13 protein-coding genes and 1 pseudogene are annotated in these 12,593 nt (G+C 58.3%); 7 read left to right on the top strand and 7 right to left on the bottom strand.

Annotated elements, in window-relative coordinates:
* Positions 1-21: 21 nt before the first annotated feature.
* Positions 22-714, bottom strand: coding sequence for a fumarylacetoacetate hydrolase family protein (locus RMV17_RS16710; protein WP_311881263.1), 693 nt, complete (start codon positions 712-714; stop codon positions 22-24).
* Between the two features lie 99 nt (positions 715-813).
* On the bottom strand, positions 814-2,163 hold the full coding sequence (locus RMV17_RS16705) for an MFS transporter (protein WP_034155497.1): 1,350 nt from the start codon (positions 2,161-2,163) through the stop codon (positions 814-816).
* Between the two features lie 568 nt (positions 2,164-2,731).
* Here RMV17_RS16705 and RMV17_RS16700 point away from each other — a divergent pair.
* Positions 2,732-3,664 carry an AraC family transcriptional regulator gene (locus RMV17_RS16700; protein ID WP_034155496.1) on the top strand — a complete coding sequence of 311 codons (933 nt, stop codon included), beginning with the start codon at positions 2,732-2,734 and terminating at the stop codon, positions 3,662-3,664.
* A 49-nt stretch (positions 3,665-3,713) separates the two neighbouring features.
* Here the strand turns inward: RMV17_RS16700 and RMV17_RS16695 are convergent.
* Positions 3,714-3,971: pseudogene (locus RMV17_RS16695) on the bottom strand (MFS transporter); the annotation flags it as partial.
* Positions 3,972-4,230: 259 nt separating this feature from the next.
* On the opposite strand from RMV17_RS16695, the gene ycaC reads away from it, so the two are divergent.
* Positions 4,231-4,863: an isochorismate family cysteine hydrolase YcaC gene (ycaC, locus tag RMV17_RS16690; RefSeq protein ID WP_007916011.1), complete on the top strand. Its 633-nt coding sequence runs from the start codon at positions 4,231-4,233 to the stop codon at positions 4,861-4,863.
* 73 nt (positions 4,864-4,936) lie between these two features.
* Here ycaC and RMV17_RS16685 read toward each other — a convergent pair whose 3' ends face one another.
* From RMV17_RS16685 to RMV17_RS16670, 4 genes are all read right to left on the bottom strand, one after another.
* Positions 4,937-5,857 (bottom strand): LysR family transcriptional regulator, encoded by a 921-nt coding sequence (locus RMV17_RS16685; protein ID WP_108225371.1) that lies wholly within the window; start codon positions 5,855-5,857, stop codon positions 4,937-4,939.
* A gap of 93 nt (positions 5,858-5,950) precedes the next feature.
* Positions 5,951-6,661 (bottom strand): SDR family NAD(P)-dependent oxidoreductase, encoded by a 711-nt coding sequence (locus RMV17_RS16680; RefSeq protein ID WP_150694962.1) that lies wholly within the window; start codon positions 6,659-6,661, stop codon positions 5,951-5,953.
* Between the two features lie 49 nt (positions 6,662-6,710).
* A complete protein-coding gene (locus tag RMV17_RS16675) occupies positions 6,711-7,367 on the bottom strand; it encodes a DsbA family oxidoreductase (protein ID WP_311881256.1) in 657 nt (218 codons plus the stop codon).
* Positions 7,364-7,579 carry a tautomerase family protein gene (locus RMV17_RS16670; protein ID WP_007916028.1) on the bottom strand — a complete coding sequence of 72 codons (216 nt, stop codon included), beginning with the start codon at positions 7,577-7,579 and terminating at the stop codon, positions 7,364-7,366. The genes RMV17_RS16675 and RMV17_RS16670 overlap by 4 nt, the downstream gene beginning before the upstream one ends.
* Positions 7,580-8,013: 434 nt before the next feature.
* On the opposite strand from RMV17_RS16670, the gene RMV17_RS16665 reads away from it, so the two are divergent.
* The 5 genes from RMV17_RS16665 (at position 8,014) to RMV17_RS16645 (ending at position 12,531) form a co-directional block, all read left to right on the top strand.
* Entirely contained in the window at positions 8,014-8,529 is a 516-nt protein-coding gene (locus tag RMV17_RS16665) for an Hcp family type VI secretion system effector (RefSeq protein ID WP_008084998.1), read from the top strand.
* Between the two features lie 126 nt (positions 8,530-8,655).
* A complete protein-coding gene (locus RMV17_RS16660) occupies positions 8,656-11,562 on the top strand; it encodes a type VI secretion system tip protein TssI/VgrG (protein WP_311881255.1) in 2,907 nt (968 codons plus the stop codon).
* The gene (locus tag RMV17_RS16655) at positions 11,559-11,726 is read left to right on the top strand and encodes a hypothetical protein (RefSeq protein ID WP_311881253.1); all 168 of its coding nucleotides are present in this window, start codon (positions 11,559-11,561) and stop codon (positions 11,724-11,726) included. Before RMV17_RS16660 ends, RMV17_RS16655 begins: the two co-directional genes overlap by 4 nt.
* Positions 11,702-12,133, top strand: coding sequence for a DUF4265 domain-containing protein (locus RMV17_RS16650; RefSeq protein ID WP_311881251.1), 432 nt, complete (start codon positions 11,702-11,704; stop codon positions 12,131-12,133). The genes RMV17_RS16655 and RMV17_RS16650 overlap by 25 nt, the downstream gene beginning before the upstream one ends.
* A gap of 134 nt (positions 12,134-12,267) precedes the next feature.
* Positions 12,268-12,531: a PAAR domain-containing protein gene (locus RMV17_RS16645; protein WP_007918680.1), complete on the top strand. Its 264-nt coding sequence runs from the start codon at positions 12,268-12,270 to the stop codon at positions 12,529-12,531.
* Positions 12,532-12,593: the final 62 nt, after the last annotated feature.

Here is a 12,593-nt window from a genome sequence, read left to right as displayed (position 1 = left end):
GTCTTCAAATCACAGCGGCGTTCAGGCCCGCGGGCCGACGCGCATTTCCAGTTGGCCGATACCGTCGATGCCGGCGCTGATTACATCGCTGGGTTGCAGTCCATCGACGCCGGCCGGGCTGCCGGTCATGATCAGGTCGCCGGCCCTGAGCGCGACTGACCGGGAAATCCGGCTGATCACTTCAGCCACCGACCAGATCTGGCTGTCGAGACTGTCGCGCTGACGCTCCTCGCCGTTGACGTTCAACCACAATTCGCCTTCGGGATGGCCGGCGCGGGCCACTGGCACGATGGCGGTCATCGGCGCGGCTCCGTCAAACACCTTGGCGCCTTCCCACGGCAAACCATTGCTCTTGGCCACGCGCTGAACATCACGGCGGGTCAGGTCGAGGCCGGCGGCGTAACCCCAGACATAAGCCAGCGCCTCGCTTTCGGGGATATTCGCGCCACCTTCACCGATGGCGACCACCAGTTCGATTTCGTGGGCGAAATCATCGGTCAGTGAAGGGAATGCCACCTCACCAACGGCGTCGACGACATTGCTGGCTGGTTTCATGAAAAACACCGGTGGCTGGCGCGACTGGCCGACGGCATCTGGCCACGGGTAATTGCGGCCGACACAAAATACCCGGCCAACGGGAAAGCGTTGCTCACTGCCGACAACGGGCAAGGTCACGGGAAGATCCGGCGTGAAGACGTATTCAGTCATGTTCATCCTGTTATGAGTCCGGTTGGTAGCTTCAGCGTACGGCGGCAGTCGTTGGTGAAGTTGGACGAAAGCCGCCTCCAGTTGGAGAAAACGGTGCTGTTGGCTTTAGCGCACCTTCAATTCGATGCGGTACAAGCGGCCGAGCAGCAGTGAGTAGGAGAGGGTGCCAATCAGCGCCACGCCGCCAATGAACCAGAAGGCCCAGGCGAATGAACCGGTGGCGTGAACAATCGCGCCAATCACGATCGGCGTGACGATGCCGCCAATGTTGGCGGCGAGGCTGGTGATCCCGCCGGTCAAACCGATCAGCTCCTTGGGTGCCACTTCCGACACGGCCGCCCACGAAGACGAGGCGATGCCTTGCGCAAAGAACGCAATGGTCAGCACGGCGATGCAGATCGTGTTCGAGTCGGTGAAATTCACCAGCACGATGGACATCCCCAGCATCGAACCAATCACCAGCGGCAACTTGCGAGCGAAGGACATCGAATAGCCACGGCGGATCAACAAGTCCGACACGATGCCCGCGAGAAGGATGCCGACCGTCGCGCCTACAAATGGCAGAACAGCGAAGATCCCGGCCTTGATCATGGTCAGCTTGCGTTCTTCGATCAGGTAGGTGGGGAACCAGGTCAGGAAGAAGTACAGCGCCGAGGTGCTGGCGAACTTGCCGATGCAAATCGCCCAGATTTGCCGGTAGCTGAACAGCTCGGCGATTTGCCGCCAGTTGAAACGCGTACGTTCCTGACTGCTTTTGACCAGGCCGCCGCCGGCTTCGATGTACTTCAGTTCTTCTTTGCTGACTTTCTTGCAGTTCAGCGGGTCGCGATACAGGTACAGCCACAACACCCCGAACACGATGCCGAGTACGCCGGTGCTGTAGAACACGTGACGCCAGTCGAAGGTGGTCGCCAGCCAGAGCAGGGCACCGGTAAACAGCGCCGTCCCCAGATATTGTCCGCAGACGTAAATGCTGCTGGCCAGACCGCGTTCCCGCGCCGGAAACCACACCGTCACCGCGCGACTGTTGGCCGGAAATGCCGGTGCCTCCATCGCGCCGACCGCCAGTCGCAAGCCGAACAAGGACGCGAAGCCCGTGGCAAAGCCCTGGCACACGGTCACCGTCGACCAACTGATCAACGAAACCCCGTAAGTGAAGCGCGAACCGAAGCGATCGGCGATGAACCCGGCCGGCACCAGGGCCAAGGCGTAAGTCCAGGCAAATGCCGAGAAAATCAGGCCCATTTCGATCTTGTCCAGACCCAGGTCCTTGGCCATGAACGGCGCGGCAATCGAGATATTGACCCGGTCGATGTAATTGATGATCGTCGCAATCAGCAGCAACGAGAGCATGAACCAGCGTCGCCGCGAGGGCAGGCGTTGCGGCACGACGGCGTCGCGGGCGTCGGCTATCACTGGCGGTACGGTGGCTTGGGATGCATGTGAATTCGACATGAAGAGACCTCGTTATTGTTAGAAGAGTCGAGATGTTTTCGCCCAGCCGAAGGCGTTGCCCACGATGGTCGGGGCATGCCAATCGATACTTAAACGAACGGTGCGGACAGCCAGCGTCAGACGTTCAGAAACGTCTTCCAGTCGGCGTGATCGGGGCAATGTCGGGACGGGGGGGCGAGGGGAAATAGCAGAATCATGACGTGCACACCTGTGATTGTTTTTGGAAGAGGTTGGGCTGCGTCGGCTAACAGTGGTCGTACAACATCAGTAAATCAACCGAGGGTTTAGAACGTTTTTTTTCTATGGATGTGGCGTTACTAAACCTGTCCAAGAAATAAAATCGATAATTTCTTAATAAAAATTTTAGATATATCAGTTATCTAATTGATTTTTATAAATAAAAATATGAAATTCGTTGTCGACGATTTTGGACAGGCTAAACGCCATATCGAGGATGAAAAATCCTTGGCGAAACATGTCGTCGTATGACTTCTTGCGTGAACGGCTGGCATGTCTGCAAGATGAAGGTCGCCAGTCACTGCCAATACCTGTCGAGGATTCTGCGCCGATGTCGTCACTCAGCCGTATTCCCACCTATGTCATGCAGCAGCGCAGCGAATTGACCGACTTCTACATTCGCGACAAAAGGGGCCGGCGCGCCGAGACCAGTCCCCATCGACACGAGTATTTCCAGATTCAGATCAACCTCGGTGGCGACACCGTGCAGCACATCGGCAACGTCGAGCGCCCGTTCCCGCGCAATACCCTGGCATTCATCCTGCCGCACCGGGTGCACGTAATCCCGCATCCAGCGGACAGCAATTTCATGGTGATCAATTTTTCCCAGACCTTTCTGTTGCCGCATTTGCAGTGCGACCCGATGGACCTGGAGGAGGTGTCGATTCTGCTGGCGCCGGAGTTATCGCCATTCCGTTTTCAGGAACATCTGGATTTCATTCTCGGGGATGAGGATTTCGCCAAGGTCTGTGCCTTGATCGAGCAGATGCGCACGCTGGACGAGAACCGTCAGTTTGGTACGCGCGAGATGCTCAAAGGCTTGTTGCTGCAACTGATTGGCAGCGTGTGTTTCCTTTACGCCGAGCCACTCAAGCGTCTGGCCGAGGAGAATGCGGCGGAGGTCAGCCGCCGGGATGCGCTGGGCCGCATGTTCGAATACTTGCGCAAGAACATTGCCGATCCCGACCTCAATCTGATCAAGGTGGCTGCGGCGACATACCTGTCCCCGACCTATCTGACGCACTGGCTACGCAAGGAGATCGGCAAGACCTTCACCGAACTGGTGCTCGAACGCAGGATGCACGCTGCACGCAATTTCCTGCTCAACAGCACGCGCTCGGTGGGCGAGGTGGCGCGGTTGTGCGGCTTCGCTGACGAGGCGTATTTCTCGCGACGCTTTCGGCAGATTCACGGCCAGCCGCCGGGACAATTTCGCCGCCGGCAACTCAATCCGGATACGCCGCAATCGCCGTTGAGCACATAAGTGCTTGGACGATCCAGGGACCGCAGTAACTTCTCCAAGGAAGGTGCTTCTAGACGGTCGACGGCACCCCATCCTTTTCGCCGCCACGTCCTTTGAATGGCAATGCGAAACACAGCAGTACCACCACCGAGAATCCCGCCGGGAACAGCCAGATGCTTCTCCAGTCTTGGCCGTTTTGCGCGGTGAAGTGGTCAGTGATCTGACCCGCCACCCAGAATCCGATCAGCATGCCCACACCGTAAGTGGCCAAGGTGATCAGGCCCTGAGCCGAGCTGCGGAAGCGCTCGGGGGCTTTGGCATCGGTGTAGAAGCCGTTGCCGCAACGGCATGTGGTATTGCCGTTCGCGTTGACGAGGCGTGACAGCACGGCGCGTGTTGATGAAGCGGATAGATGAACCTCTGAATTTTCCGCGACGCTTTTTAGCCTCCACGCTAACCCGAGAATTGTCCTGCCTGAGTGGACGGTGAAACGCTTTTCAGCCGATTTATCCCGACCCCGTGCGTCAGTAATCTGTACCCAACTTGAACGCAACAACAAATTCAAATACTCAAAAGGGAAGCAGACCATGACCACTCCAACCTACAACCGCCTGAACAAAGACGACGCCATTGTTCTGCTGGTCGACCACCAGACCGGCCTGATTTCCCTGGTGCAGGACTTCTCGCCAAACGAATTCAAGAACAACGTGCTGGCCCTAGCCGATCTGGCGAAGTTCTTCGAACTGCCGACCATCCTCACCACCAGTTTCGAACAAGGCCCGAACGGCCCGCTGGTGCCAGAGCTGAAAGAGATGTTTCCGGACGCGCCGTACATTGCTCGCCCAGGTCAGATCAACGCCTGGGACAACGAAGATTTTGTGAAGGCGATCAAAGCCACCGGCCGCAAGCAGATCATCATTGCCGGTGTGGTGACGGATGTGTGTGTAGCGTTCCCGACCTTGTCGGCGCTGGCAGAAGGGTTCGACGTGTTTGTGGTGACCGACGCTTCCGGCACCTTCAACACCACCGTGCAGCAAGCCGCCTGGAGCCGCATGACTCAGGCTGGTGCGCAGATGATGAACTGGTTCTCGGTGGCGTGTGAACTGCACCGCGACTGGCGCAACGATATTGAAGGGCTGGGTAACTTGCTGTCGCAGCGGATTCCCAACTACCGCAACCTGATGAACAGCTACTCGGCGCTGACCGCTCAGCAGAAGTAAGCCTGCGCGATCCGGACGAACGCCTGCCCTGAAAAGCAGGCTTTTGTCATTTGTTGCGCCGATTTAATCCGCGTTAACCGGCCCACTCATCACGAAACTGCAGCAGAAAATCGACAAACGCCCTGACCCGTTGCGGCACATAACGGCCGTGCGGGTAGAGCAAGGTGTAAGGTCGCGAGCGCCCGGCGTAAGGTTGCAGAACCTCGACGAGGCTGCCGTCGGCCAGCTCTTTTTCAACGATGAATTGGTAGGTCTGGAAGACCCCCGCGCCATGTTTGGCCAGGGTGACGCCGCCGAGCACATCGTCTGAGCAGGAGTAGCCCCCCTCGGAAATCACTTCCCGATCATCGCCGTTTTCCTGGAACAGCCAGGAAATCCGCCGCCCGCTGCTCGGCAGTTCGAACTGAATGCATTCGTGTTGCACCAGGTCTTCCAGCGTCTGCGGTGTGCCAGCCTTTTTCAAATAATCGGGGGAGGCGACCACCACCAGTTTTGCATCCTCCAGCAGTCGCGCGACCATGGTTGAATCCGGTTGGGCACGGACGCGGATCGCCAGATCGTAGCCTTCGCCGACAAAGTCGATATTGCGGTTGCCCAAGTGGATGTCGACAGTGACGTCGGGATAGAGCGCACGGAATTTTGGTAGCAGCGGCAGGATGCGGTGATGCCCGTAAGTGGTGGGCAGGCTGATGCGCAACAGCCCTGAGGGTGACGACTGTGCGCCCATGACTTCTTGTTGCGCCTCGACCAGTTGCGTCAGCGCCTGGCTGCACTGGAGAAAAAAGTTTCTACCAGCCTCGGTCAAACGAATGCTGCGCGTGGTTCGGGCAAACAAGCGTGAACCCAAGCGCTGTTCCAGACGCAGAATCGACCGGCTCACGGCGGCCGGCGTAACACCAGCAAGCTGGGCGGCGGCGGTGAAACTGCCGGCTTCAGCGGCGAGGCAGAAGAGTTCGATGCTGCCTAACTGCAAGTCTTCAAAGTGGCGCTTCATGGGATAAGCCTGAGGGTCAACTGACGGTTCATTCTCAGGCTTATCTCATGAAGCGGCACCGCCGGTACACACCGGCGGTGCAGCGGGGAGGTATCAATGGCCAGCGCTTTGACCACCGTCGACATGGAGGATTTCGCCGGTCACGAAGTTCGCGCCGTCCAGGTAGAGGATCGCTTGCACGATGTCATCGATCTCACCCATATGCCCGACCGGGTGCAGACTGCCGAGGGCGGCGTGCGTCTCTTCGCCGTGCATTGGCGTTTTTATGATGCCCGGCGATACCGCGTTGACCCGAATGCCGCGCTTGGCGTACTCGATGGCCAAGGATTTGGTCGCTGCATTGATGCCACCTTTGGTCAGTGAAGCGAGCACCGACGGTACGCCGTCAATCGCGTGGTCAACCAGGCTGGTGGTGACGCTGACGATGTGGCCGCTGGCGTTTTTCTCCATTTCGGCAATGGCCAATTGCGAGATGTGGAAGAAGCCGCTCATGTTGGTCGCCACCACTTGTGCGTAGTCTTCTTTGCTGTATTCGGTGAACGGCTTGGCGACGAAAATCCCGGCGTTATTCACCAGCGTGTCGATACGGCCGAAGCGAGCAACGGCTTCGCGGATCACCCGCTCGGCGGTTTGCGGGTCGGCGATGTCTCCGGCGACGGCGAGAATGTCCGGGTCAGTGGACGGTTTGATCGAGCGCGAGGTCGCGACAACCTGATAGCCGCGCTCACGGAAACCCTTGACCAGGCCTGCGCCAATGCCTTGCGAAGCGCCGGTAATCACAACAACTTTCTTGGACGTGCTCATGATGTTTCCTCATGCAATCTGGATGGTTTGAATAAACGGATTTCGCAGGTCAGGCGTGAGCCGCAACCTGTGCTGCCTGACGTAACGCTTGCTCGTAATAAGCGACGGACTGGGAGCCGGGGATGACCTGTTTGTCGTCGATCACCATGGCCGGAACCGAATCGATGCCGCGCTGCTGATAAAACCGTTCGAGCTCGCGCACGACCTGGCTGAACTCCGCGTTGGCCAGCACCTCTTGCGCACGCGGGGCATCGAGTCCGACTGCTTCTGCCAGTGTCAGCAGCGTGGCGTGGTCATTCGGGTTCTTGCCGTCAGTGAAGTAGGCCTTGAGCAAGGCTTGCTTCAACTCACGCTGACGTCCTTGTGTGGCGGCCCAGAACAGCAGTCGATGAGCATCGAAGGTGTTATGGAAATGGCTGCGTTTTTCCAGGTCGAAGTGAAAGCCGATCTGCTCGCCGCGTTCGATGATCATCGCGTTGCGATCCGTCACTTGCTCAGCGCTGCGCCCGTATTTGCGCATCATGTGCTCGATGGCGTGTTCACCTTCGGCGCGCATGTCGGGATTCAGTTCGAACGGTTTGTAGGTCAACTCCACATCGACTTCGCCCGCCAGATTGTTGATCGCCTGCTCCAGAGCGGTGACGCCCAACGCGCACCAGGGGCAAACGACATCCGAGACGAAATCGATTTTCACTGCCCGGCTCATGACTGCGAATCCGCCAACTGTTGGCGATATTCGGTGGTGGTGATGCCGGCATAACCCCAGTTATCGGTGTCGACTTCTTCGATGACGATGTGGGTGAGTTTCGGATCCTTGTGCAGCACCCGTTCCATCGTTTCGGTGATTTCCTTGATGACCTGGGCTTTCTGTTCCCGGGTCACGCCGTCACGGGTGATGCGTACGCTGATGAAAGGCATTTGGGGAATCTCCAGTCGCTGGCCCGTCGAAGTGATGGGCGGCTGTTGGAGAGAACTTTAAGAGGAAGGTGGGAGTTGATAAATGGGGTTTGAGGTACATCATTTGTGATGTGATGTATCAAATTGGAGCTTGCGGCGAAGTGCGCAAGAAGTTGCGCAGTACCTGTCCTTTTTTCATCCGGAAAAGTCTGCGCAGGCCTTATGTCCCATGGCTTTCAGCCAAGTGCGCAACTTTTTGCGCAGTACTGCGCAAGAAGTTGCGCACTTTTATTTGTTTAGTCTCGTTTATTCAAAGGTCCGCATACGGGCTGTTTGTTTAAGTCGTTGATGAGTAATGGCTTTGTGATGGCTGGCATGAAGTTTGATAGCTCAGACCTACCCGGACAGGCAATGGTGCCTGTCGGTTGTGTGTTTCGAGCAAGGAGAGCATCCCCATGGCAACACCAGCGTACATGTCCGTCACTGGCGAAAAACAAGGCCTGATCACCGCCGGCGCATTCACCGCCGACTCCGTTGGCAACACCTTTCAGGAAGGCCACGAAGACCAGGTCATGGTGCAGGCTTTCACCCACGACGTGATCATCCCGCGTGACCCGCAATCCGGTCAGCCAACCGGTCAGCGCGTGCACAAGCCAGTGGTCATCACCAAGGTCTACGACAAGGCTTCGCCACTGCTGCAAGCGGCGCTGACTTCCGGCGAGCGCATGAGCGAAATCGTTATCCAGTGGTACCGCACTTCGGCGCAAGGCACCCAAGAGCACTACTACACCACCAAACTGGAAGACGCGATCATCGTCGCCATCAACAACAAAATGCACAACTGCCAGGACCCAGGCAACGCGCACTTCACCCACCTGGAAGAAGTGCAGTTCACCTACCGCAAAATCACCTGGACCCACGAAGTTTCCGGTACTTCGGGTTCCGATGACTGGCGTGCTCCAGTCGTTTAATTACGGCTGAAGGTTGTACCGACTCGACCAGCTTTGCTGGTCGAGTTCACCACTCGATCAAGGAATTTTTCGCCGCGGATTCTTACAATCCGAGGCGCGTTGCAGCACTGCGCGAGGGACAAGGGAATGTTCTCACCGGCCAACCAGCCTCATTTCAATCTGACCGTCGATGGCATCGACAGCGATTTCCAGGTGCTGTCGTTCACCGGTCGCGAGGCCCTTAACACGCCGTTCGAATTCGAGCTGGAACTGGTCAGCGAAAAGGCCTCGATCAACCTCGAAAGCGTGCTGCACAAACTGGCGTTTCTTCAGCTGTCGCCAACCGGCACGGGGATCCACGGGCTGGTCTACAGCATCGCTCAGGGCGAGGCGGGCAAGCGCCTGACGCGCTACAAGATCTCCCTGCGCCCGCAACTGGTCTACCTCGCGCACCGGGTCAACCAGCGCATCTTCCAGCAGATGACCGTGCAGCAGATCATCAGCCAGGTGCTGGAAGAACACGGCATCCTCGCCAGCGATTACCACTTCCAGCTCAGCGCGATTTACCCCGAGCGCATTTACTGCGTGCAGTACGACGAATCGGACCTGGATTTCATCCAGCGCTTGTGTGAAGAAGAGGGCATTCACTACCACTTCCAGCACACGTCCAGCGGCCACAAACTGACCTTCGGCGATGACCAGACGGTGTTCCCGAAACTCGCGCCAGTGGCCTATCAGCAGGACTCCGGACTGGTCGCCGACAAACCGGTGGTCAAGCGTTTCGGCCTGCGTCTGGCCACGCGCACCAGCCGCACCACGCGGCGTGATTACGACTTCGTCAAACCGAAAATCGAGCTGGAAAGCGACGCCAAAAGCAGCGCCCAACCGGACCTCGAAGACTACGATTACCCGGGTCGTTTCGTCGATCGCGAGCGCGGCAAACACCTGGCCAATCGCGCGCTCGAACGTCACCGCAGTGACTATCGCCTGGCCGAGGGCAACAGCGATCAGCCGATCCTCGTCAGCGGACATTTCCTCGCCCTGACCGACCACGCCAATCCGACCTGGAATGACTTGTGGCTGCTCACCGAAATCTTCCACGAAGGTAAACAACCGCAGGTGCTGGAAGAGTCGGTGACCAGCGACACCACCGACCTCAAGGACGATTTTCACCAGGGCTACCGCAACCGCTTCAGCGCGATCCCGTGGGACGTGCCATACCGTCCGCCGCTCGATCACCCGAAACCGAAAGTCCTCGGCACGCAAAGTGCGGTGGTCTGCGGCCCCGAAGGCGAAGAGATCTATTGCGACCAGTACGGCCGGGTGAAGGTGCAATTCTTCTGGGACCGCGAAGGCAAACACGACGACATGACCAGTTGCTGGATGCGCGTCGCGTCGAGCTGGGCCGCGGAAACCTTTGGCTCGATCAACATCCCACGGGTCGGCATGGAGGTGTTAATCACCTTCCTTGAGGGCGATCCCGATCAGCCGCTGATCACCGGTTGCCTTTACCACGGCGCGAATCTGCCGCCGTACAAACTGCCGGATTTCAAAACCCTGGCGACGGTCAAGAGCAAGGAATACAAGGGCAGCCGCGCCAACGAACTGCGCATCGACGACACCACCAGCGAGATCAGCATTGCGCTGCGCAGCGACCACGGCGCGAGTGCGATCAACCTCGGTTACCTGACCCATCCGCGCCCGAGCGGTGGTCAGCCGCGCGGTGAAGGTTTTGAGTTACGAACCGACCGCCACGGTGCGGTGCGTGCGGCGGCCGGCCTGTTGATCACCACCGAGCCGCGTCCGAACGAATCGAAACACCACAAGGATCTGCCGGAAACGGCCGAGCGTCTCGCCACGGCTAGCGATCAGCAGGATGGCTTCGCCGTTCAAGCCAAAGAGTTGCAGGCCCAGGAGGCTGGCGATCAGGACGACGTCGCCAAGGCATTGCATGCCCAGCATCAAGGCGTGCTCGGCAGTGGCCCGGCCAACCTCACCGCCAACGAATTCCCCGAGTTCACCGAACCGCATCTGGTCCTCGCCAGCCCGGCCGGCATCGCCCTGACCACACCGCGCTCAAGCCACATCGCCACCGGCGAACACCTGGCCCTGAGCAGCACCGGCCACACCAGCCTGTCGATCGGCAAACGCCTGCTGGCCAGCGCCAGTCGCGGCATGCGCCTGTTCGTGCAAAGCATGGGCTGGCGCTTGGTCGCGGCCTCCGGCGACATCGACGTGCGTGCGCTGAAGGACAGCATCAACCTGCTGGCCAAACTCAACATCACCGCCAACGCCGATCGCATCACCATCACCGCGAAAACCGAACTGGTGATCCAGGGCGGCGGCAGCGCCACCACCTACAACGCCGGCGGCATCACCCACGCCACCAGCGGCCCGTACACCGCCCACGCGGCGAACTTCGCCTACACCGGCGCGAAATCTTTGGCCGGGGTATTCCCGGAACCGCCGAAACCGGGCAAGGGCAATCTGGAACTGTTCAACCAATACGCCGGGCGCCAAGGCATCAAGGAAGGCGATTACGAAGTCATCGATGCGCTGGGTAAAAGCATCAAGGGCAAGCTCGACGGCAAGGGTTTCGCCAGCGTCGCCGGCGCTGCACCGGGGCCGGCGCGTGTGCTGTTCGGCAAGGATCCGGCGGACACCTGGAGCGATGGCAGTTACATCGGTAAGCCGGAATGGCCATTGAATCCGCCGGGGCCGGAAGAGGTGCCGAGTCAGGTACAAGCCATGGTCGCGCAGGTGTTGCCGAGCAAGAGTTGGGAGATGTTGGAGAAGGGTAAGGACATGGCGCAAACAGGGATGAGTGCGATGCAGACGGCGCAAGGTGCGATGCAAACAGCGCAGCAGGTGAAAGGTGTGGTGCAGGGCGGGGTGGCCGGGTTGCCGAAACTGGCGAGTGCAGCGATGCCGAGCGCGTCGAGCATCCTTGGCGCCGCGAGCAAGGGCGGCCAGTTACCGACGCTTCCCGCACCAACGCTTCCAAAACCTTCCTTGAAAACCCCGGGCCTGTTGGCGGGAGAGATGCTGTCATGACCACTGAAATCGTAAAACGTGAGCCTCAGGTTGCCATCGTTCCACTCAATGCCATCGACATTCAGGACGTCGCCAGCAGTGCGGCAACCTTTGATGCCTGGCTGCAATCGGCCAGCGGTGGACGCCTTAAGGATCAGAAATGGAAAAGATTTTTTTTAGATTAGCCGTCACGAATGATTACCCACCCGTCTCAAGTGAGAGTGTTTGGGCAGAGTCAATGGCTTGCGGATCATTCACGGTGAAAAACATACCGTTCTACTCCAAGGATGCTTGTCTCGATGACGAGATTCTGACTAAAGCGGGGGCCGACGGTGAGCGTTACTTTGACAAGGTGATCACAAGCAGTGGAAACAGCACTATTCGAATTATCTTTTTTGATGCAGGGGAGCCTCATATTTCCATCGTCCTGGAGAAACTGGTTGACATGGGATGCACTTGGGAAGGAATGAGTGAAAAATTCTTTTCCGTAAATATTCCCGTAAGCGTTTCTCTTGATGAAGTGATCGACTACCTGAGTGAGGGAGAGGAAAGCGGGTGGTTGGATTATGAATACGGCCTGCTTCGCCAGTAGGTAATACAGCAGGCTATGAAGATGTCTGGATGGTTGAGTAAGAAACATTGAAACCGGATTGCCAGAGGTTTCATGCTTGATTGATCGCGTGGATCAACTTCGCCTGGCAAAGGCCTGGTCAAAGGAGTGACAACATGAAAGACGCCATTCGCTTGGGCGACTCCACCACTCACGGTGGCAAGGTCCTCGAAGCTTTCTCCCAGACTGACCTCAACGGCAAGCCCATTGCCGGGGTCGGTCACAAAGTCAGTTGCCCGTTGTGCAAAGGGATATTCCCGATTGCCGAGGGCAGCAGCACTTACACCGTCGATGGCACGCCCATCGCGCTAGATGGCATGAAAACCGCCTGCGGCGCTGCGCTGATTGCCAGTGGCCCGAAAGGCGCGGTCGTCAGCTGAATGCTGCAATGCCGCTGATGGAGAGCCAGCGGCGTGGCGTTTGACCTGCACGGACAAACGCT

The sequence above is a fragment of the Pseudomonas sp. VD-NE ins genome (genome assembly GCF_031882575.1).
GTDB classification, from domain to species: domain Bacteria; phylum Pseudomonadota; class Gammaproteobacteria; order Pseudomonadales; family Pseudomonadaceae; genus Aquipseudomonas; species Aquipseudomonas fluorescens_BZ.
Note: the sequence above shows the minus strand (reverse complement) of the source record. Positions and strands in the feature narration are given on the sequence as shown.

Coding starts and splice junctions, on each gene's coding strand:
- RMV17_RS16705 (WP_034155497.1), bottom strand. CDS start 2,163: ATGTCGAATTCACATGCATCCCAAGCCACCGTACCGCCAGTGATAGCC.
- RMV17_RS16645 (WP_007918680.1), top strand. CDS start 12,268: ATGAAAGACGCCATTCGCTTGGGCGACTCCACCACTCACGGTGGCAAG.
- RMV17_RS16665 (WP_008084998.1), top strand. CDS start 8,014: ATGGCAACACCAGCGTACATGTCCGTCACTGGCGAAAAACAAGGCCTG.
- RMV17_RS16650 (WP_311881251.1), top strand. CDS start 11,702: ATGGAAAAGATTTTTTTTAGATTAGCCGTCACGAATGATTACCCACCC.
- ycaC (WP_007916011.1), top strand. CDS start 4,231: ATGACCACTCCAACCTACAACCGCCTGAACAAAGACGACGCCATTGTT.
- RMV17_RS16700 (WP_034155496.1), top strand. CDS start 2,732: ATGTCGTCACTCAGCCGTATTCCCACCTATGTCATGCAGCAGCGCAGC.
- RMV17_RS16680 (WP_150694962.1), bottom strand. CDS start 6,661: ATGAGCACGTCCAAGAAAGTTGTTGTGATTACCGGCGCTTCGCAAGGC.
- RMV17_RS16675 (WP_311881256.1), bottom strand. CDS start 7,367: ATGAGCCGGGCAGTGAAAATCGATTTCGTCTCGGATGTCGTTTGCCCC.
- RMV17_RS16670 (WP_007916028.1), bottom strand. CDS start 7,579: ATGCCTTTCATCAGCGTACGCATCACCCGTGACGGCGTGACCCGGGAA.
- RMV17_RS16685 (WP_108225371.1), bottom strand. CDS start 5,857: ATGAAGCGCCACTTTGAAGACTTGCAGTTAGGCAGCATCGAACTCTTC.
- RMV17_RS16710 (WP_311881263.1), bottom strand. CDS start 714: ATGAACATGACTGAATACGTCTTCACGCCGGATCTTCCCGTGACCTTG.
- RMV17_RS16655 (WP_311881253.1), top strand. CDS start 11,559: ATGACCACTGAAATCGTAAAACGTGAGCCTCAGGTTGCCATCGTTCCA.
- RMV17_RS16660 (WP_311881255.1), top strand. CDS start 8,656: ATGTTCTCACCGGCCAACCAGCCTCATTTCAATCTGACCGTCGATGGC.